Origin of the sequence: Agromyces sp. NDB4Y10 (genome assembly GCF_001620055.1) — a bacterium.
Lineage (GTDB): Bacteria > Actinomycetota > Actinomycetes > Actinomycetales > Microbacteriaceae > Agromyces > Agromyces indicus.
The window spans coordinates 1-18862 of sequence record NZ_LQGY01000059.1; the positions used below are offsets into that span (position 1 = coordinate 1).

The following is an 18862-nucleotide window of genomic DNA, read 5'->3' on the forward strand; positions in this document are numbered from 1 at the left end:
CGGGCGGCGCGCGCCTCCCGCGCGCGGCGCCGGGCCGCGCGCCCGCCCCGGACGGATCCCGGACCGGCGATGCCCTCGTCGGCGAATCGGATCCTGGCCTCGGGCACCGCGACCACCCGGTGGCCCGCGAGTCGGGCCCGCGTTCCGAGGTCGAGTCCGTCGTCGACGGTGGGGAGCGCGGGATCGAATCCGTCGAGACTCCGCCACAGCTCGTGCCGGACGAGCATGCCCGCCGGGTCGCCTCCGAGCACGTCGGAGAGGTCGTCGTGCTGGCCCTGGTCGAGCTCGTCCTCCACGATGGCGAGGCTGCGCCCGCCGCGCGTCACCGAGCGTCCGAAGCGCAGGATCCGTCCGGGCTCGTCCCACGCGACGAGCTTGGGGACCGCGATGCCCGCGGTCCGTGCGGTGGAGAGCGCCGCGGAGAGCGCCTCGAGCGCGCCCGGTTCGGGGGCGGCATCCTCGGTGAGCAGCCAGATCGCGTCGTCACCGGTGCCGGGCGGATCGAGCGTGGTCTCGATCGTGCGCACCGCGTCGCCGAACGGCAGCGGCGACTCGACCTGCACCACGCGGGCGGGGTGGGCGGCCTCGACGAGCGCGCGGGTCGCGTCATCGCTGCGCATCAGCACCACGGCGAGCGCGTCGACGGGCCGGCGCTGGGCGCGGATGGCGTCGAGCGTGGCACGGAGGCGGTCGCCGCCATGCTGCACGACGAGGACGGCGGTGACTCTGGGGAACATCGGGGCAAGCCTAGGCGGCGCGTCCCGTGCCATCCGTCAGCGGCCTCGGGCGTGCCTCGATTCGGCCCGCCCGAGACCGGTGATCATCCCGCCTGACGGCGGAGCTTGCGGCGCTCCCGCTCGGAGAGCCCGCCCCAGATGCCGAACCGCTCGTCGTTGCCGAGCGCGTACTCGAGGCACTCGGCGCGCACCTCGCATCCGGAGCAGATCTTCTTCGCGTCGCGCGTGGAGCCGCCCTTCTCGGGGAAGAACGCCTCCGGATCCGTCTGCGCGCACAGCGCGTCGGTCTGCCACGCCAGTTGATTGTCGTCGTCGTCTGCGACCCCGCGAACCCCTGGAACGCCGAGCCGCACGGGGTCGACGAACCAATCCTCAGGTACCCCAGAACGATATTCAGGCTTGCCCATATCGTCTCCCACCCAGTTGTACCGACATCCCGTAAGGGCGTGTCACGACAATTACATCGGTGTAATTCGGTGGAAGTCAAGTCGCGAATCGCAACCCTCAATAGCGCGTCGAGGCTTGTCGCGGTCGGCGACACGCGGACGACGTGTCCGGTTCGTGATGCAGCGGTCAGTCGACGGATGCCGCGCGCCGGGCCGACCACGCGCTCTCGACCATCTCGGCGAGGCTGTGGCGCATGCGCCAGTCGAGGTCGCGGGCCGCGAGCTCGCCGGAGGCGACGATGCGCGCGGGGTCGCCCTCCCGCCGGGGCCCGACCTCCGGCTCGAAGTCGATGCCGGTCACCTTCGCGACCTCGCGCATGATCTCGCCGACGGAGACGCCGTCGCCCGAGCCGAGGTTGTACACCGGCTCGAGGGGCTCGCCGGCGTCCAGCCGCCGGGCGGCCGCGACGTGCGCGTCGGCGAGGTCGGCCACGTGGATGTAGTCGCGCACGCACGTGCCGTCCGGAGTCGGGTAGTCACCGCCGTTGATGCGCGGGGTCCGCCCCTCGAGGAGGGCGTCGAAGACGAGCGGGAACAGGTTGTGCGGGCTGGGGTCGAACACCTCGTCGGTGCCGGAGCCGACGACGTTGAAGTAGCGCAGCGAGGTGTGGCGGAGGCCCGCCGCGCGTCCCTGGTCGGCGAGCAGCCATTCGCCGATGAGCTTGGACTCGCCGTACGGGGACTCGGGATGTTTGGGCGTCGCCTCGGTGACGAGGTCGACGTCGGGGGTGCCGTAGACCGCGGCGCTCGAGGAGAAGACGATGCGGTCCACGCCGCTCGCCTCCATGGCGCCGAGCAGGGTGGTGGTGCCGGTGACGTTCTGCCGGTAGGTGTGCAGCGGGCGCTGCACCGAGACGCCGGCGTACTTGAACCCGGCGAGGTGCACGACGCCGCGGACCCCGTGGCGGCGCATCGCGTCCTCGAGGAGGGCGCCGTCGAGGATGGTCCCCTGGACGAACGGCGCACCCTCGGGGAGGAAGCCCTTCCGGCCCGAGGAGAGGTCGTCCACGACGACGGTGTCGATGCCCTGCGCCTGGAACGCGCGCACGACGTGCGCCCCGATATACCCCGCTCCTCCGGTGACCAGCCAGCTCATGTCCGCCTTCCGTCGCCGGTGCCTCCGGCGTCGTGACGATGCTAGCGGGGCTGCTCAGGCGTTGCGCGGCGGGAGGTTCTCGGCGTGACGCACGCGATCGCGGATCTCCGGACGACCGTAGCCGTCGGTCTCGAGGCGCGTGAGCGTCGCCACGACACCCCACACGGCGAGGGTCGCCAGCACGAGGAAGAAGATGATGTCCATGGCAGGAATCCTGCTCCTTGCAAGATCCTGCCGACAGTGGCAGACTCGCCACTGATCGACACATTCCTGCCAGCGTGCTGGCCGCACCAGGAGGCCCTCCGTGCTCCACTCCATCGCCTGCCTCGCCGTCCCGCAGATGGCCCCGTTCGAGTTCGGCGTGATCTGCGAGGTCTTCGGGATCGACCGCTCCGAGCAGGGCGGCCCCACGTTCGACTTCCACGTCGTCGCCGCGGAGCCCGGGCCCATCCCGACCAAGCTCGGCTTCGACGTCGTCGTGCACGAGGGCCTCGACGCCGCCCGGACCGCCGACCTCGTGGCCGTCCCCGCCTCGCTCATCGACGAGCCGGCTCACCCCGAGGTGCTCGAGGTGATCCGCGACGCCGTCGACCGCGGCGCCTGGGTGCTGAGCGTCTGCTCCGGTGCCTTCACGCTCGGTCGCGCCGGGGTGCTCGAGGGCCGGCGCGCCACCACGCACTGGATGTACACCGAGCGCATGGCCGAGATGTTCCCCGGGACCGAGGTCGACCCCGACGTGCTGTTCGTGCAGGACGGCCGCGTCGTCACGGGGGCCGGCACGGCGGCGGGCATCGACGCCGCACTGCACATCGTGCGCACCGAGCTCGGCGCGAGCGCGGCGAACATCATCGCCCGCCGAATGGTGGTGCCGCCCCAGCGCGACGGCGGCCAGTCCCAGTTCATCCAGACCCCGGTCGCCGAGTGCCGCTCCGACTCGTTCGCCGAGGTGCTCACGTGGATGCTGGAGCACCTCGACGAGGAGCTCACCGTCGACCGCCTCGCCCGCAAGGCCCTCATGTCGCCGCGCACGTTCGCCCGCAAGTTCCGCGCCGAGACCGGCACGACGCCGAACGCCTGGCTCAACCGACAGCGCCTCCTCCGCGCGCAGCAGCTCCTCGAGGAGACCGACCTCTCACTCGAGGAGATCGCGCGCGAGACCGGCTTCGGCGCCGCCGCCGTCATGCGGCACCACTTCGTGAAGGTCCTCCAGACCACGCCCACGCGCTACCGCCGCGTGTTCGGACCGCGCCAGGCGGGCTGACGCCGGGGCCGCCTAGAGCAGGATCCTCCCGGCCCGGGAGCGCGCGAGGAGCAGGCCGACGAGGATCGGCACCGCGAGCGCCGTCGCGAAGACGAGGAGCGACGGGGCACCCACGAGTCGGCCGGCCATGATGACGAGCGCGTGCCCGAGGATCACCGGCATCGCGACGCCGGCGACGGTGGTCGCGGCGCGCCCGAGCCACTCCGGGACGCGGTGAGCCAGCGACTCGGCGACGAGGATGAGCCCGCACGAGATCGCCGCGGCGACGAGCACGCCCGCGACCGGCGTGCCGACGTCGGCGGCCTTGAGGTCGACCGGGGCGACGAGCCCCGAGCCGGCGAGCGCGAGGCCGCCCACGACGAGGACGACGCCCAGCTCGAGCGGCGCGCGGACGCGGTGGCGCACCTGCCGCAGCCACTCGCCGACCGCGAGGAAGACCAAGGCCATGAGCCCGACGCCCACCGACCAGGGCAGCTCGGCGACGAGCTCGGGCCGCACGGTGGCGACCGCCACGGCGGCGACCCCGACCACGGCCGGCAGCCACGGTCGGACGGCGGAGAGCGCCCGCATCGCCACGACGGCGGCGAACAGCGCCGTCACGAACCAGAAGGCCGCGTACTGTCCCCCGATGGCGGATCCGCCCATGAGGAGCGCGACGGGGTCGGGCATGGACGTCGCCCCGGCGAGCGAGGTGATCGCCGCCCAGGCGGCCGTCACGATGAGCAGCCAGAGCGCGTACGGCACGAGCAGCGACCGCGTACGGCGGTGCACCTCGTCGCCGAGCGGCCGGGACCGGCGCCAGAGGTACCCGCTGATGACGAAGAAGACGGGTACGTGCCAGCTGTACAGGAGCGGACGCAGGAGCCCCTCGGCGGAGACGTGGCCGAGGACGACCGCGACGAGCCCGACGAGCCTGACGAGATCGAGCGCGACGGACCGCACGCGCGGCGGCGCGGCGAGACGGGCGAACTCGATCGTGGGCATCGCGCGGTATTGTACGCACGCCCCGGCTGGGCGATCCATCCGTTTCCACATCGGCCGGGCGCCGGCGAGGCGCCCGCCGCCCGGCTCAATCGGCGGTCGGCTGTCCCGTCGTCGCGACCCATGCCACGGCCTCGGGGGCGACCGTCAGCACCCCCTCGTCGGGCGAGCCGAACACCGCCTCGCCCCGCGGCACGCGCGTCGCACCCGATGCGGCGGACACCTTGACGTCGCCGCCCTCGGCGAGCACGATCGCCGGCCCGGCGAGCGCGAGCCGCGCCGGCGTCGCCGCCGGCTCCACGCGGTACAGCGTGAAGTCGGGCACGGGCGGACGGTACTCGACGACGCCCGGCGCGACCTCGAGCGGCTGCAGTCGAGGCGGCTCGATCGCGCGGAAGTCGAGCACGTCGAGCAGCTCGGGGATGTCGATGTGCTTGGGCGTGAGGCCGCCGCGGAGCACGTTGTCGCTCGCGGCCATGAGCTCGACCGCGAGTCCCGAGAGGTAGGCGTGGATGTTGCCGGCCGCGAGGAAGAGTGCCTCCCCCCGTCGCAGCGTCACGCGGTTGAGCAGCAGGGAGATGACGATGCCGGGATCGCCGGGGTACTCGTCCGCGAGATCGGAGACCGTGCGGAAGGAGGCCGCGTACGGCGACGACAGCGCCGCGTCCGAGGCCGCGAGCGCGGTCACGCGCTCGACCACCCAGGCGGCTTCGCCGGTGTCGCCGCCGCGGCCGTCCTGCAGCAGCCAGCCCACGGTCTCGCGCAGCGGATCGTCGGTGGCCAGTCGCGCATCGAGGAGGTCGAGCGCACCGGGCTGCGGTTCCTCGCTCGCGGCATCCGCGGCGCGCAGCACCTCCATGACGCCGCGCACCTCGTCGAGCGGCCGGAAGCCGGACAGCGCCTCGAAGGCGTCGCTCACCGCGACGATGAGTTCGGGCTTGTGGAACGGATCGCGGTAGTTGCGGTCGAACGCGTCGATCGGGACGCCCTCCGCCTCCTCCTCGGCGAAGCCGGCGCGTGCGCGCTCCGGCGTCGGGTGCGCCTGCAGCGAGAGCGGCCGCGCCGCGGCGAGCACCTTCAGCAGGAACGGCAGGCGCGCGCCCTCGCGGGCGAGCGCCGGGCCGAGGGCGGCGGTCGGGTTCGTCGCGATGAGCTCCGCGAGGTCGGCGGCGCCGAGGGATGCCGCATCGACGACCTCGGCGGGCGAGCCCGCGTGCGCGCCGAGCCACAGCTCCGCCTCCGGGCCGCCGCTCGGCTCGGTCCCCCGGAACTCCGCGATCGCCGTGTGGGAACCCCACGCATAGTCTCGGGGCGTGTTGCGGATGGCGACAAACATGCGTGAGGGAGTCCTTTCGGGTTTGGCAGCAGGCTACCAACGGCTGACGGTGCGCCCGGGGACGTGCCTAGGCTCGTGCCATCCGACGACGTATTGGAGCCGACATGCCCTTCGAGCCGCTCGCGAGCGACTTCTACTCGTACGAATCCCAGCTCACCGAGCGTGAGCAGGAGGCGCTCGCCGCGCTCCGCGACTGGCTCGAGCGCGACGTGAAGCCCATCGTGAACGGCTACTGGGAGCGCGCCGAGTTCCCCATGCAGGTCGTGAAGCCGCTCGCCGAGCTGGGCACGCTCTCGTACGCCTGGGAGGAGACGCGGCCGTTCGAGAACTCGGCCGTCTTCCGCGGGTTCGTCGCGCTCGAGCTCGCGCGGGTCGACCCGTCCGTGAGCACCTTCGTGGGCGTGCAGAACGGTCTCGCGACCGGGTCGATCGCCGTGGCCGGCTCCCCGGAGCAGCGCCGGGAGTGGATCCCGAAGCTCGCCTCGGGCGAGGTGCTGGGCGCCTTCGGCCTGACCGAGCCGCTCTCCGGCTCCGACTCGGCGCGCGGGCTGCGCACCACCGCCCGCCGCGAGGGCGACGAGTGGGTGCTGAACGGGCAGAAGCGCTGGATCGGCAACGCCACGTTCTCCGACATCACGATCATCTGGGCGAAGGACGAGGCCGACGGCCAGGTCAAGGGCTTCATCGTGCCCACGTCGACCCCCGGGTACGAGGCCACGAAGATCGAGGGCAAGGTGAGCCTGCGCATGGTGCAGAACGCCGACATCACCCTCACCGACGTGCGCGTGCCCGAGTCGCTGCGCCTGCAGAACGCGAACTCGTTCCGCGACACCGCCGCGGTGCTCCGACAGACCCGCGCCGAGGTCGCCTGGGCCGCGGTCGGCACCGCCGTCGGGGCGTACGAGGCGGCCGTGCGGTACGCCAAGGAGCGCGTGCAGTTCGGCAAGCCCATCGGCGCGCACCAGCTGGTGCAGGACCTGCTCGTGAAGTGCCTCGGCAACATCACCGCGTCGCTCGGCATGGTCGTCCGCGTCTCCGAGATGCTCGATCGCGGCGAGCAGCGCGACGAGCACTCGGCGCTGGCCAAGGCGTACACGACGGAGCGCATGCGCGAGACCGTCGCGTGGGCGCGCGAGGCGTGCGGCGGCAACGGCATCGTGCTCGACTACGACGTGGCGCGGTTCTTCGCCGACGCCGAGGCGCTGTACTCCTACGAGGGCACGCGCGAGATGAACACGCTCATCGTCGGCCGCTCGATCACGGGCGAGGCCGCGTTCGTCTGAGCCGGGCCTCCGCATCGGGCGTGATGGTGTGAACGGATGCCGCGGGGCGCGCGTCGCCGCCGCGGCATCCGTCGTCTACGACCGCCCCAGCCCGCGGTACGCGAACCCGGCCGCGCGCCACGCGGCGGGGTCGAGCACGTTGCGTGCGTCGATGATGCGCGGCTCGGCCATGAGCGCGGTCACCGCGGCGGGCTCGAGGTCGCGGTACTCGCGCCACTCGGTCACGAGCACGGCGAGGTCGGCGTCGCGCAGCGCCGCCTCCGCGGTCTCGACGTAGTCCAGCTGCGGATGCCGCAGGCGGGCGTTGGCGATGCCGTGCGGGTCGGTCGCACGCACGAGCGCCCCCAGGCCGTGCAGCCGGGCGGCGACGTCGAGGGCGGGCGAGTCGCGCGTGTCGTCGGAGTCGGGCTTGAACGTCAGGCCGAGCACCGCGATGCGGCGCTCGTACACGGAGCCGCCCAGCATCTCGACCGCGAGCTCGACCGCCCGCTCGCGCCGGCGGAGGTTGATCGCGTCGACCTGGCGCAGGAACGCGACCGATTCGGCCCGGCCCAGCTCCTCGGCACGTGCGGTGAACGCGCGGATGTCCTTCGGCAGGCAGCCGCCGCCGAACCCGATGCCGGCGTTGAGGAACCGGCGGCCGATGCGCGCGTCGTGGCCCATCGCGTCGGCGAGGGTCGTGACATCCGCGCCGGTCGCCTCGGCGATCTCGGCCATCGCGTTGATGAAGCTGATCTTGGTCGCGAGGAACGCGTTGGCGGCGGTCTTCACGAGCTCGGCGGTGGCGAAGTCGGTGACGATGCGCGGCGTGCCGCGTTCGAGGACGGCGGCGTACACGCGATCGAGCAGTTCGGTCGAGCGCGGGTCGTCGACGCCGTACACGAGCCGGTCGGGGGTCAGCGTGTCGGCGACGGCGAAGCCCTCGCGGAGGAACTCCGGGTTCCAGGCCACGAGCGCCTCCGATCCGGCCTGCCGGAGCCGCCCGACGAGGTCGGCGGCCGTGCCGACCGGCACCGTGCTCTTGCCCACGATGAGCGAGCCGGCGGATGCCACGGCCGCGAGCGCGTCGAACGCCCCGTTCACGAAGCGCAGGTCGGCGCCGTCGGCGCCGGGCAGCTGAGGGGTCCCCACCGCGACGAAAAGCACCTCGGCACCCGCCGCCTCGGCGAGGTCGGTGGTGAACCGCAGCCGCCCGGAATCGATGCCCGCGCGGAGCAGCTCGTCCAGGCCGGGTTCGAAGAACGGCGCGGTCCCCGCGGTCAGCTTCGCGATCTTCGCGGCGTCGGTGTCGACGCCGACGACCCGGTGCCCGAGCTCGGCCATCGCCGCTGCGTGCACGGCGCCGAGGTACCCGCAGCCGACGACCGAGATCTCCACGCGCGCTCCTCCCGACGGACCAAGCCCATTCTGGCCCACGGTGCGGGCCCGCGGTCGCGGCCGCGCACCGCGATAGCCTTGTGCGCATGACCAGCGGACGACGTCACGCGCTCGAGGGCGCGTTCGCGACGTTCGCGTTGTTCACCGCGTTCTCGGGCCAGTTCTGGCGCAACCTGCTCGGTTGGTGGGGGTTCGGCGTCATCGCGCTGCTCGTCGTGGCCGGCGCGGCTTGGCTCTGGTGGTCGCGACGTCCGCAACTGTCCTGGCGGCGGGTGCCCAAGTCCACCCTCGCGTTCCTGATCATCGCCGCGGCATCCGTGGCCTGGTCGAACTACCCCGGCACGACCGCCGTCGCCGTCGCCCTCACGCTCGCGACGACGTTCGTCGCCCTCTCGCTCGCGCTGTCGCTCGGATGGCACGGGTTCCTGCGGGCGCTCGGCGGCGCGCTGAAGTGGCTGCTCGGCCTGTCGCTCCTGTTCGAGCTGTGGGTGGCCGTGTTCGTGCGCGAGCCGCTGCTGCCCAACTTCCCCGACTTCGACCCGGATGCCGAGTCCATCCCGATGGCCTTCTACTGGTCGCGCGCGCTGCTGTTCGAGGGCGGCCCCATCGAGGGCGTCATCGCCAGCCGCAACCTGCTCGCGATGGCCGCCCTGCTCGCGCTCATCCTGTTCGGCGCGCTGCTGGCCAGCGGCGGCATGCGCCGCGCCCAGGGCATCGGCTGGCTCACCGTGGCCGGCCTCGTGTTCGTGCTCACGCGGTCGGCGACCGTCATCCTCGTCGCCGTCATCGTGCTCGTCGCCCTCGGCTTCGCCCTGTGGGCGCGGCGCCTCGGACCCGACCGTCGCCGACGGGTGTACGCGGCCGCGGCCGCGGCGCTCGCGGCATCCGTCGCGCTGCTCGCACTGTCCTGGAACGCGCTGCTCGAACTGTTCGGCAAGGGCGAGGACCTGACCGGGCGGCTCGACATCTGGGAGGCCGTCATCGGCCTCGCGACCGAGCGACCGTGGCTCGGCTGGGGCTGGGTCAGCTACTGGGCGCCATGGGTCGAACCCTACGACGACCTCGCCGTGCGCAAGGGCGTCGAGTACCTCCAGGCGCACAACGCGTGGCTCGACGTCTGGATGCAGCTCGGCGTGCTCGGCCTGGTCGCCTTCGCATCGATCGTCATCGGCGCGCTGTGGCGCTCGTGGTTCCTCGCCGTCGATCCGCCCATGGACGACCGCGGAGCGCGCGTGCCGTACACGGCCGCCTCCCTCATCCCGCTGCTCGCCCTCGTCGCCCTCGTCGGCCAGTCGCTCGCCGAGAGCCGCATCCTCATCGAATCCGGATGGCTGCTGCTCATCACCATCGCGTGGGGCACCAAGCAGCGCCAGTGGACGCCCGAGCCGCTGCCCGCGCTGACCCCCACGCGTTCGCCGCGCCGCTTCGCCCGACCGCGGGTGCGTCCGTGAGGTCGGCGCTGCGGGAGTTCGCCGGCTCGGCGCGCTTCGCCCAGGCGCTCACCCTCATCGCGATCGGGCTCGCGTTCTCCACCCACGCCGTGCGCGCCATGATCGGGTGGCCCGGCCTGCTCGCCGCGCTCGCGGCACTGCTCGTGCTGTGCGGACTCTCGCTCGTGGCGCGGTGGCGCGCCGTCGAGTGGTACGGCATCCTGCCGCTCACCATCCTCGTGTTCGTCGGCTGGGCCGCGGCATCCGTCCTCTGGAGCGAGGCGCCCGGGACCACGCTCGTGCGGGTGGCGTACCTCGTGGCGTTCGGCGTGCTCGGCCTCTACACGGCCCTCATGCGCGACACCATCCAGATCGTCCGCGCCTTCGGCGACGTCTTCCGCGTGCTGCTCGGGGTCTCCCTCGTCCTCGAGGTGCTGTCGGGGATCCTGCTCGACCTGCCGATCGTCTTCCTCGGCATCCAGGGCGACATCGCCTCGCTGGGCCCCATCCAGGGACTCTTCGGCTCGCGCAACCTGCTCGGGTTCGTCGCGCTCATCGCCCTCCTCACCTTCATCATCGAATGGCGGACCAAGTCCGTGCAGCGGCCCCGCGCCATCGCCTCGGTCGTGCTCGCGTCGCTGTGCCTGTTCCTCGCGGGCTCCCCGGTCACGTGGATCGCGCTCGGTGCGTCGCTCCTCGCGCTCGCCGCGCTCTACGGCCTCCGCCGGGTCCCCGCGGCGAGCCGGTGGCGCTGGCAGCTCGGCCTGCTCGTCGCCGGGTTGGCTGCGATCGTGACCGCGTGGGTGCTCCGGATCCGGATCATCGAGCTGCTCGACGCGCGAGGCGAGTTCGATGTCCGCCTCGACGTGTGGCGCGAGGTCTCGCGCTACCTGGCCGCGAACCCGCTCCAGGGCTGGGGCTGGATGGGCCGCTGGCCGGACTCGGCGCCGTACGTGTGGATCGAGCGGGCGATCGGCCGCGACCTCACCTCGGCGCTCAGCGCCTGGATCGACGCCTACTTCCAGGTCGGCGTGATCGGCATGCTGCTGTTCGCGGCCCTCGTCGGCGTCGCGCTCGTGCGATCGTGGCTGCTCGCCTCGAACCGGCGAAGCGTGGTCTACCTCTGGCCGGCGCTCGTGCTGGTGGCGATCGCGGTGACGAGCTTCGCCGAGAGCTTCGCCCTGCAGGAAGGCGGCTGGATGCTCCTCGTCGTGTGCGCCGTCAAGGCCGCGCGCGACATGAGCTGGCGCGACGCGCTCGCCGCCGCCCGGGGGCCCGAGCCCTCGGCATGATGCGGCAGAATGGGGCGGCGGTTCCAGCGCACGCCGACGGGCGCGCCGCCCGACCGGTGAGGAGGACCGCATGCGCAGGGGCGTGATCGCGCGCGCACTGGGCGGATACGGCCTCTCGGTCGTGCTCAGCGGCATCGTGAGCCTGATGGTGATCCCCGCGGTCATCATCGCGGCCGGCACCGAGTCGTGGGCCACCATCGCCGTCGCGCAGGCCGTCTCCGGGTTCGCGTTCGTGCTCGCCGTCTACGGCTGGGGCGTCGTGGGCCCCACCGAGGTCGCCTCGCGCCCCGTCGAGGAGCGCGGGCGGTACTTCGCCGACTCGGTCCTCAGCCGGGTGTGGCTGAGCCTCGTCGTCGTGCCGGTCGCCGTCGTCGTCGCCATCGCCATCACCCCCGCGCAGCCGGTGCTCGCCGCGCTGACGACGATCAGCGGCATCCTCGTCGCGCTCGGGGCCGGGTGGTTCTACGTGGGCGAGCGGAGTCCGCTGCGGTTCCTCCTGCTCGACACCGCCCCGCGGCTGGTGGGCACGCTCGCCGGCGCGGGCGCGGTGATCGCCACGGGCGATGCGATCTGGTTCGCCGCCCTGCAGCTGGCGGGCGTGGTCGTCTCGGCGCTCATCTGCACGGTCGACATCCTCCGGCGGTACGACGGCTGGCGGATGACGCTCTCCCCCGTGCGCGCGGTGCGGAACCTCAGGGGGCAGGGCCACACGGTCGCGATGTCGGCGACGTCGTCGATCTACGTGAACGTCCCGATCGTGCTCGTCGAGCTGTTCGTCCCCGCCGCCACCGCCGTGTACGCCCTGGCCGAGCGGATGGTGCGCCTGGCGCTCTACGCGACGCGCCCGATCGTGCAGGTCGCCCAGGGCTGGGTGCCGCACCCCGACCCCGCCGCCCTCGCGGCGCGCGCCCGTCGCGTCACCGGCATCGCGCTCGCGCTGGGCGTGCTCGGCGGCCTCGCGTACGCCCTCCTGTCGCCGTGGGCCGGCGACATCCTCTCCGGCGGCGCCCTCCGGATCGGCTGGGACCTCGCGATCCCGATGGGCGTGAACCTCGCCGCGATCCTGGCCTCGCAGCTGACGGGCTTCGCGTGCCTCACGGCGCTCGGGATGTCGCGCGTCCTGTCGACGAGCACCATCGCCGGCGCCGTCGTCGGCACCGCACTGATGATCCCGCTGCTGCTGCTCATCGGCGCGCCGGGCGTGGCCTGGGGCCTCGCCGCGGCGGAGATGGCGGTGCTGGCGGTGCAGCTCTGGAAGCTGGCGCCCAGACTGCGTCCGGCGGTGGCGGTAGGCTCGTAGCGGCCGACCGTCGTCGGCCCCACCGACTTCCCCGGAGAGCAACGAGTGACCTCGACCTGGACCGAGCTGCAGCGCGTCGTCTTCCCGCAGGACGGCGACCCCGATGTCCTGCCCCTGTACGTCGACGCCGACGTGTGGGCGCGATTCGGCACCCGCGAGGTGCGCGTGAGCGACCGCGCGCACATCGACGACGTGCTGGGGCGCGACCGCTTCCGCGTGGCGTCCGGCGAGCGCATGTCGTTCGCGGGCTACTTCAACGCCTTCCCGGCCTCGTACTGGCAGCACTGGACCGTGGTCGACCGCATCCGCCTCCGGGCCACGCTCAGCGGCTCGGGCACGCTGCTCGTGTACCGGTCGACCGCGCAGGGCGTGCCGCAGCGCGTAGCATCCGAGTCGTTCTCGGGCGAGGGCGGCACGGTGCACGTCGACCTGCCCGTGACGACCTTCGGCGACGGCGGCTGGTACTGGTTCGACGTCGTCGCCGGCCGCGGCGACGTGGTGCTGAGCGACGCCGCCTGGGAGACCGACGTGCCCGCCGTCCGCGACGGCCGCGCCTCGATCGGGATCACGACCATGAACAAGCCGGACTACTGCGTCCGCACCCTCGAGGCGCTCGCGAGCGACGCGTCGGTCGGCGAGGTGCTCGACCGGGTCTACGTCGTCGACCAGGGCACGCAGCTCGTGAGCGCACGCGAGGAGTACCCGGGCATCGCCGAGCGCATGGGCGACCGGCTCGAGGTCATCGAGCAGGCGAACCTCGGCGGCTCGGGCGGGTTCGCTCGCTCCATGCTCGAGACCCTCGAGGCCGGCACGAGCGAGTACGTGATCCTCCTCGACGACGACGTCACGATCGAGCCCGAGAGCATCGCACGCTCCGTGCGGTTCGCGCGGTACGCGACGCAGCCGGTGCTGGTCGGCGGCCACATGTTCGACCTCCTCGACCGTCCGGTCATGCACGCCTTCGCCGAGTCGATGGACCTCGGCCCGTTCATGTGGCACGCGCAGCCGCACGACGAGGTGCCGCACGACTTCCGGTTCAGCAACCTCCGCCAGACGCGCTGGATGCACGCGCGCATGGACACCGACTACAACGGATGGTGGTTCTGCCTCATCCCGACGGCGGCGCTGCGCGAGGCGGGCCTCGCGCTGCCGGCCTTCATCAAGTGGGATGACGCGGAGTACTGCCTGCGCGCCCGCGCCCACGGGTTCCCGACCGTGACGCTCCCCGGCGCCGCGCTCTGGCACGTCTCGTGGCTCGACAAGGACGACTCCATCGACTGGCAGGCGTACTTCCACGCGCGCAACCGGTTCGTCGCGGCCCTGCTGCACTCGCCGCACGAGGGCGGCGGTCAGCTCGCCGAGGACAGCTGGCGCTGGGACCTGCGCCACCTGCTGTCGATGCAGTACTACCCGGTCACGCTGCGGCACCGGGCGCTGAAGGACATCCTGCGCGGGCCGGACCACATGCAGGCCGAGCTCGGCAGCATCCTCGGCGAGCTCCGCGCCGAGGCGAAGCGGTTCCCCGAGAAGACCGTGCTGAAGACCGAGGAGGAGGTCCCGGCGACGGTCGAGGGCAAGAAGGTGTTCCCGCTCGGTCCCGACGGCAAGCCCGGCAAGGGGCCCCGCGGCATCCCGCTCGTGCTCTTCACGGCGCGGATGGTGGCGCGCCAGTGGTTCACGAAGCCGCAGCCGCGCAACATCGCCGCGCCGCAGGTGGAGCTGGCCAAGCGCGACGCGACCTGGTTCCGCCTGCCCGTGTACGACAGTGCCCTCGTGTCCACGGCCGACGGGACCGGCAAGGTGCGCTACACGCGCGACCCGCGCACGTTCCGCCGGCTGGTCCGGCAGAGCCGGAAGCTGCACCGCGAACTCAAGCGGCGCTGGCCGGAGCTGTCGAAGCAGTACCGGGACGCGCTCCCGCGCATCACGTCCCCCGAGGCGTGGCGCGACACGTTCGAGCGCTGACCGCCCGGCCGGGAGGGGCCGCGGCCGCACCAGCGGTGCTGTCCGGGCGATCCCGGCTCAGTGGTCGAGGAACGCCGTCGCGAGCACCTCGGCCGAGCGCCGCCCGTCGTGGACCTCGCGGACGAAGTCGGGACCGTCGGCGGCGATCGAGCGGTGACGCTCCCGGTCTGCGACGATCCCGCGGATGACGCGGTCGAGGTCCGCGGCACGGGACTCGACGACGGGCAGCTCCCGCCCCGTCGCCCGGCGCACGTGGTCGCGCACCTGGTCGGAGACATGGCTCACCACGACCCGACCCGTCGAGAGGGCCTCGCACGTCGCCACGCCGTAGATGCCGAGCGAGAACTGGTCGAGCACGATGTCGGCGCGACCGTACAGCTCCGGCATCCGCTCGGCGACGACGCCCTCGTGACGTTCGTAGGTCACGACGCCCTCGGCATCCAGGGCGCGCATCGTGTCCTCGATCAGGTCGGACCCCTTCAGCCCGGCCCGGCTCGGCACGTGCACGACGAGCGGGCGGTCCCGCTCGAGCACGGGGGCAGCGGGTCGTTCCCGCCAGCGCTCGCCGACCACCACCGGGAGCCAGACGCCTTCGGGGACGTCGAGGAGGAGGTCCGGGGTCGACACGAGCACCGTGGACCCGATCCGGTCGAGGAGCGCCCGGTGACGCGTCGCCTGCTCCTCGAGACGATCGGTCTCGGCGTAGCCGCCCTCGACGAACGGCGAGTCGGGCTCGTGGGTGCGATGCCGGCTGGGCAGCCGGATGTCGGAGCCGTGGCACAGCATGGCGACCCGGATGCCGGCGCGACGGAGCACGGCGACCTCGCGGGTGACGTCCTCGTCGTAGCGCCGACCGAAGATCGGCCGCTCCGCCTCGATGATCACGTGGGTGAAGCCCCGCTCGACCGCGCGGACCTGACGTCGCTGCCACGTGCGCGACTTCGCGAACACCGCCGTGGGGACCTCGTAGTCGGTCGGGAACGCGAACTCGCCGGGGTTGCGGTACGAGAGGTTCGTCGCGCCCACACCCGTGATGCGCTCGGCGGCGCGCGCCCACTCGAACCCCTGCCCGGCGAAGTTCGCGGGCGCGATCAGCAGTCGCACGCGGCCCTGCGGGGCGACGATCGGCGCGGGGATGTCGGCGGCGGTGAAGCCGAACAGCTGCGGGCGGAGCCGCATCTGCACGGAGTCCGGGATGAGGGCGACGAGTCGGCGCTGCAGGGTCGAGGGGCTCACCCGTCCATCATGCCGGAGGCGCGGCGGATCGGTCGGCGAGGAACGACGCACCGAGCACCGCAGCCGATCGACGGCCGTCGTGGACGGCGCGCACGAACCGGGGCCCTTCGGCGGCCGCCGCGCGCGCACGCGCGGGGTCGGCGAGCAGGTCGCGCACCACGCGGTCGAGATCCTCCGCGCGCGACTGCACGATGGGCAACGCGCCGCCGCCCGCACCGAGCACGTGCTCGCGGACGTCCTCGCGGACGTGGCCGATCACGATGCGGCCGGCGGCGAGCGCCTCGCACGCCGCGACGCCGTAGGAGCCGAGCGAGAACTGGTCGAGGACGATGTCGGCCCGTCGGTAGAGCTCCGGCATGGCGTCGGCCGCGACGCCCTCGTGCCGCTCGTACCGCACGAGCCCCTCGTCGTGCAGACGCCGCATGGCCGGCTCGATCGCGGCGCTGCCCTTGAGGCCGGCGCGACTGGGGATGTGCACGACCAGGGGCCGATCCCCCGCGAGCACGGGGGCCGCGTCGCGCGCGAGCCACCCCTCGCCGACGACGACGGGCAGCCAGGTGGCGCCCGGTGCGTCGGCGAGGAGGTCGGGCGTCGAGACGAAGACCGGCGCGCCGACCTGCGCCAGCACGTCGAGGTTGCGCGCCGCCGACCGTTCGAGCTGGTCGGTGCCCTCGTATCGTCCGGGCGCGAAGGGCGAGTCGGGTTCGGTCGCCCGGTGCCGGCTCGGCAGTCGGATGTCGGACCCGTGGGCCACCATGGCGACCTCGACCCCGGCCTCGCGCAGGGCGGCGACCTCGCGGACGACGTCGCCGCGGAACAGGCGCCCGAAGATCGGCAGTTCCGCTTCGACCAGGACGTGCGTGAATCGGCCGGAGACGGTCGCGAACCACGTGCGCTGCCATGCGCGGGAGCGCAGGAACGTGCGCGTGTCGACGGCGTAGTCGCTCGGGAAGCCGAAGCCCGCCGCCCCGCGATAGGTCATGCTGCGGGCACCGACGCCGTCGAGCCGCTCGGCAGCGCGAGCCCACGCCCATCCCTGGCCCGCGAAGTTGGCCGGCGCGACGAGCAGTCGACGGGCACCGTCGGGCGGGCTCATCGGAGCGGGCGGCGGACGAAGGTCGGGCACGGCCGAGATCGCCCGGTCGAGGCCGCGCACGACCCCGGCGGGCAGCGCGGCCCGCACGCGCGCGGCGAGGGAGGGCGGCGTCATCCGCTCGCCCCGCTCATGTCAGGCCGGCGAGCGCCGCCTGCACCTTGAACTCCGGCACGCGGGACACGAGCTCGGCGAACGTGCCCTGCGCCACGATCCGGCCGTCGTCGAGGTAGCAGAGCAGGTCGTTGTCGCGCACGGTCGAGAGCCGGTGCGCGACGGAGACGACGGTCACCTTGCCCTCGAGTGCGCGGATGGCCTGCGCGACATCCGCCTCGGTCTTCGTGTCGAGCGCGCTCGTCGCCTCGTCGAGGACCAGGACGAGCGGCTCGCTGTACAGGGCCCGCGCGATCCCGAGGCGCTGCCGCTGCCCGCCCGAGAGGGAGATGCCCGCATCGCCGATGCGCGAGTCCATGCCGCCCGGTCGAGCGGCGATGGCCGGCCAGAGCTGCGCGCGCTCGAGGGCGCGCTGCACGCGGTCGTAGTCGATCTCGCCCTCCCACGACAGCGCCACGTTCTGCGCGACGGTGCCGTTGAACAGGGCCACCTGCTGGGGCACGTAGCCCACGCGGTCGCGCCACGCCGCCAGCACGCGCTCGAGCGGCATCCCGTCGACCTCGATCGTGCCCTGCGAGGGCGAGATCAGCCCGAGCAGGATGTCGACGACCGTCGACTTGCCGGCACCGGACGGTCCGACGAGCCCGAGGGTGGAGCCCATCGGGATGTCGAGGTCGATGCCCTGGACGGCCGGGCGCTCGGAGTCCGGGTAGCTGAACGCGACGTCGCGGAGGACGAGCCGCTCGGGCTCGCCACGGAGCGGCTCGTGGCCGATCTCCTCGGCGCGGCGGAGGTGCTCCTGGGCATCCTCGACGTCGCTCACGACCATCTCGACGTGCGGCGCGTTCGCCTGCGCGTTCGTGAGGAGGCCCTGGAAGGAGATGATCGACGGCACGATGCGGAAGCCCGCGACACCGAACAGCGCGACCGCCGCGATCGCCTCCGAGAGCCCGCCGACGGCGTACGCCGCGCCGCCCACGATGACGAAGCCGCCGACGAGGGCGCCGTCGAGCACGAACTTCGGCACGCCGCCGAGGAAGTAGAGGTTCGCCCGCGCCCGCGTCGACGAGATGCGGTTGCGGTGCACGTTCGCGGCGACCTCGGCCGCCTTGTTGCGCAGCGTGATCTCCTTCAGGGCGTTGACCATGTCGGTCATGATCGCCGCGGCGCGGATGGAGTAGTCGCGGTTGACCCGGCCGGCCTGCACGGCGCGGCGCGAGACCCAGCGGTAGAGCAGCAGGCCGATGGCGCCGAGGTAGACGACCGTGATGAGCGCGGTGAGCGGTGCGGCGACGAGCACGACCACGAGCACGGCGATGAACGTCGTGATGAGCGAGGGCAGCGTGATGACGGGCAGGAGGAAGCCGGACGTGGTCGTCGCCACGCCCACGTCGACGAGCCGGACGAGCTGCGAGGTGCTGCGCGTGATGCGCTCGACCCACGGCGCGCGGATGTACGCATCGAACAGCCGATCGCCGACCGTGAGCTCGTACTTGGCGAACTTGCGCGTGGCGACCCACTGCAGCAGCACGTTCAGCGCGGACTTCAGGATGATCAGCAGCGACACGGCGAGCAGCACCCACACGTACCCGTCGATGCCGACCTGGCCGATGCCGGGGATGTTGATGGGCGCCGACTGCACCATGGAGCCGAGGGACAGCGCGAGGATGCCGAGGGCGAGGATGTCGAGCAGGGCGAGCGCGCTGGAGAGGACCACGAACCACCAGAGGAACGCGCGCTCCTCGGGGGGAAGGATGGGCAGCAGGCGGCGCAAGGTCCGCCAGATGAGCTTCACGGAACCAGATTCTCCTCTCACGTGTCGCGGGGGTCATCCTCCCACACCGGCGGTGCGTGCCCGCTGAGACGGCGGATGCCGCCGGCGGCGTTCCGGATGCGCGACGACGCCGCTGATACG

16 protein-coding genes are annotated in these 18862 nt (G+C 72.8%); 6 read left to right on the forward strand and 10 right to left on the reverse strand.

From position 1 onward, the window contains the following. The 4 genes from AVP42_RS14030 to AVP42_RS16510 form a co-directional block, all read right to left on the reverse strand. The coding region (locus AVP42_RS14030; protein WP_197467033.1) for a glycosyltransferase family 2 protein at positions 1-737 on the reverse strand (737 nt) is incomplete at its 3' end. 83 nt (positions 738-820) lie between these two features. Beyond that, entirely contained in the window at positions 821-1144 is a 324-nt protein-coding gene (locus AVP42_RS14035; protein ID WP_082847296.1) for a WhiB family transcriptional regulator, read from the reverse strand. 166 nt (positions 1145-1310) lie between these two features. Next, entirely contained in the window at positions 1311-2279 is a 969-nt protein-coding gene (gene galE / locus AVP42_RS14040; RefSeq protein ID WP_067950113.1) for a UDP-glucose 4-epimerase GalE, read from the reverse strand. Between the two features lie 54 nt (positions 2280-2333). After that, a complete protein-coding gene (locus AVP42_RS16510) occupies positions 2334-2483 on the reverse strand; it encodes a hypothetical protein (protein ID WP_157356855.1) in 150 nt (49 codons plus the stop codon). A 100-nt stretch (positions 2484-2583) separates the two neighbouring features. Here AVP42_RS16510 and AVP42_RS14045 point away from each other — a divergent pair, with 100 nt between their 5' ends. Next, complete coding sequence (locus tag AVP42_RS14045; protein WP_067950116.1) at positions 2584-3540, forward strand: GlxA family transcriptional regulator; 957 nt, start codon at positions 2584-2586, stop codon at positions 3538-3540. Positions 3541-3552: 12 nt separating this feature from the next. On the opposite strand, the gene AVP42_RS14050 is transcribed toward AVP42_RS14045, so the two are convergent. Next, positions 3553-4524, reverse strand: a complete 972-nt coding sequence (locus tag AVP42_RS14050) for an acyltransferase family protein (RefSeq protein ID WP_067950118.1) — start codon at positions 4522-4524, stop codon at positions 3553-3555. Between the two features lie 85 nt (positions 4525-4609). Next, positions 4610-5857, reverse strand: coding sequence for a mannose-6-phosphate isomerase, class I (manA, locus tag AVP42_RS14055; RefSeq protein ID WP_067950120.1), 1248 nt, complete (start codon positions 5855-5857; stop codon positions 4610-4612). 104 nt (positions 5858-5961) lie between these two features. Here manA and AVP42_RS14060 point away from each other — a divergent pair, with 104 nt between their 5' ends. Then, positions 5962-7140, forward strand: coding sequence for an acyl-CoA dehydrogenase family protein (locus AVP42_RS14060; protein ID WP_067950122.1), 1179 nt, complete (start codon positions 5962-5964; stop codon positions 7138-7140). A 75-nt stretch (positions 7141-7215) separates the two neighbouring features. On the opposite strand, the gene AVP42_RS14065 is transcribed toward AVP42_RS14060, so the two are convergent. Continuing rightward, positions 7216-8517, reverse strand: a complete 1302-nt coding sequence (locus AVP42_RS14065; protein WP_067950124.1) for a UDP-glucose/GDP-mannose dehydrogenase family protein — start codon at positions 8515-8517, stop codon at positions 7216-7218. Between the two features lie 86 nt (positions 8518-8603). On the opposite strand from AVP42_RS14065, the gene AVP42_RS16955 reads away from it, so the two are divergent. From AVP42_RS16955 to AVP42_RS14085, 4 genes are all read left to right on the forward strand, one after another. Next, positions 8604-9968 carry an O-antigen ligase gene (locus tag AVP42_RS16955; protein WP_082847298.1) on the forward strand — a complete coding sequence of 455 codons (1365 nt, stop codon included), beginning with the start codon at positions 8604-8606 and terminating at the stop codon, positions 9966-9968. Then, positions 9965-11239 carry an O-antigen ligase gene (locus tag AVP42_RS14075; protein ID WP_231878642.1) on the forward strand — a complete coding sequence of 425 codons (1275 nt, stop codon included), beginning with the start codon at positions 9965-9967 and terminating at the stop codon, positions 11237-11239. Before AVP42_RS16955 ends, AVP42_RS14075 begins: the two co-directional genes overlap by 4 nt. Positions 11240-11309: 70 nt before the next feature. Then, positions 11310-12539: a lipopolysaccharide biosynthesis protein gene (locus AVP42_RS14080; protein ID WP_067950126.1), complete on the forward strand. Its 1230-nt coding sequence runs from the start codon at positions 11310-11312 to the stop codon at positions 12537-12539. Positions 12540-12584: 45 nt separating this feature from the next. After that, positions 12585-14504 (forward strand): glycosyltransferase, encoded by a 1920-nt coding sequence (locus AVP42_RS14085; protein WP_067950128.1) that lies wholly within the window; start codon positions 12585-12587, stop codon positions 14502-14504. Positions 14505-14561: 57 nt separating this feature from the next. Here AVP42_RS14085 and AVP42_RS14090 read toward each other — a convergent pair whose 3' ends face one another. Genes AVP42_RS14090 through AVP42_RS14100 form a run of 3 tightly spaced genes read right to left on the reverse strand, consistent with a single transcriptional unit; the run spans position 14562 to position 18742 of the window. Beyond that, positions 14562-15740: a glycosyltransferase family 1 protein gene (locus AVP42_RS14090; RefSeq protein ID WP_067950130.1), complete on the reverse strand. Its 1179-nt coding sequence runs from the start codon at positions 15738-15740 to the stop codon at positions 14562-14564. A gap of 7 nt (positions 15741-15747) precedes the next feature. Next, on the reverse strand, positions 15748-16950 hold the full coding sequence (locus AVP42_RS14095; RefSeq protein WP_067950132.1) for a glycosyltransferase: 1203 nt from the start codon (positions 16948-16950) through the stop codon (positions 15748-15750). Between the two features lie 13 nt (positions 16951-16963). Further along, a complete protein-coding gene (locus AVP42_RS14100; protein ID WP_067950133.1) occupies positions 16964-18742 on the reverse strand; it encodes an ABC transporter ATP-binding protein in 1779 nt (592 codons plus the stop codon). Between the last annotated feature and the right edge of the window lie 120 nt (positions 18743-18862).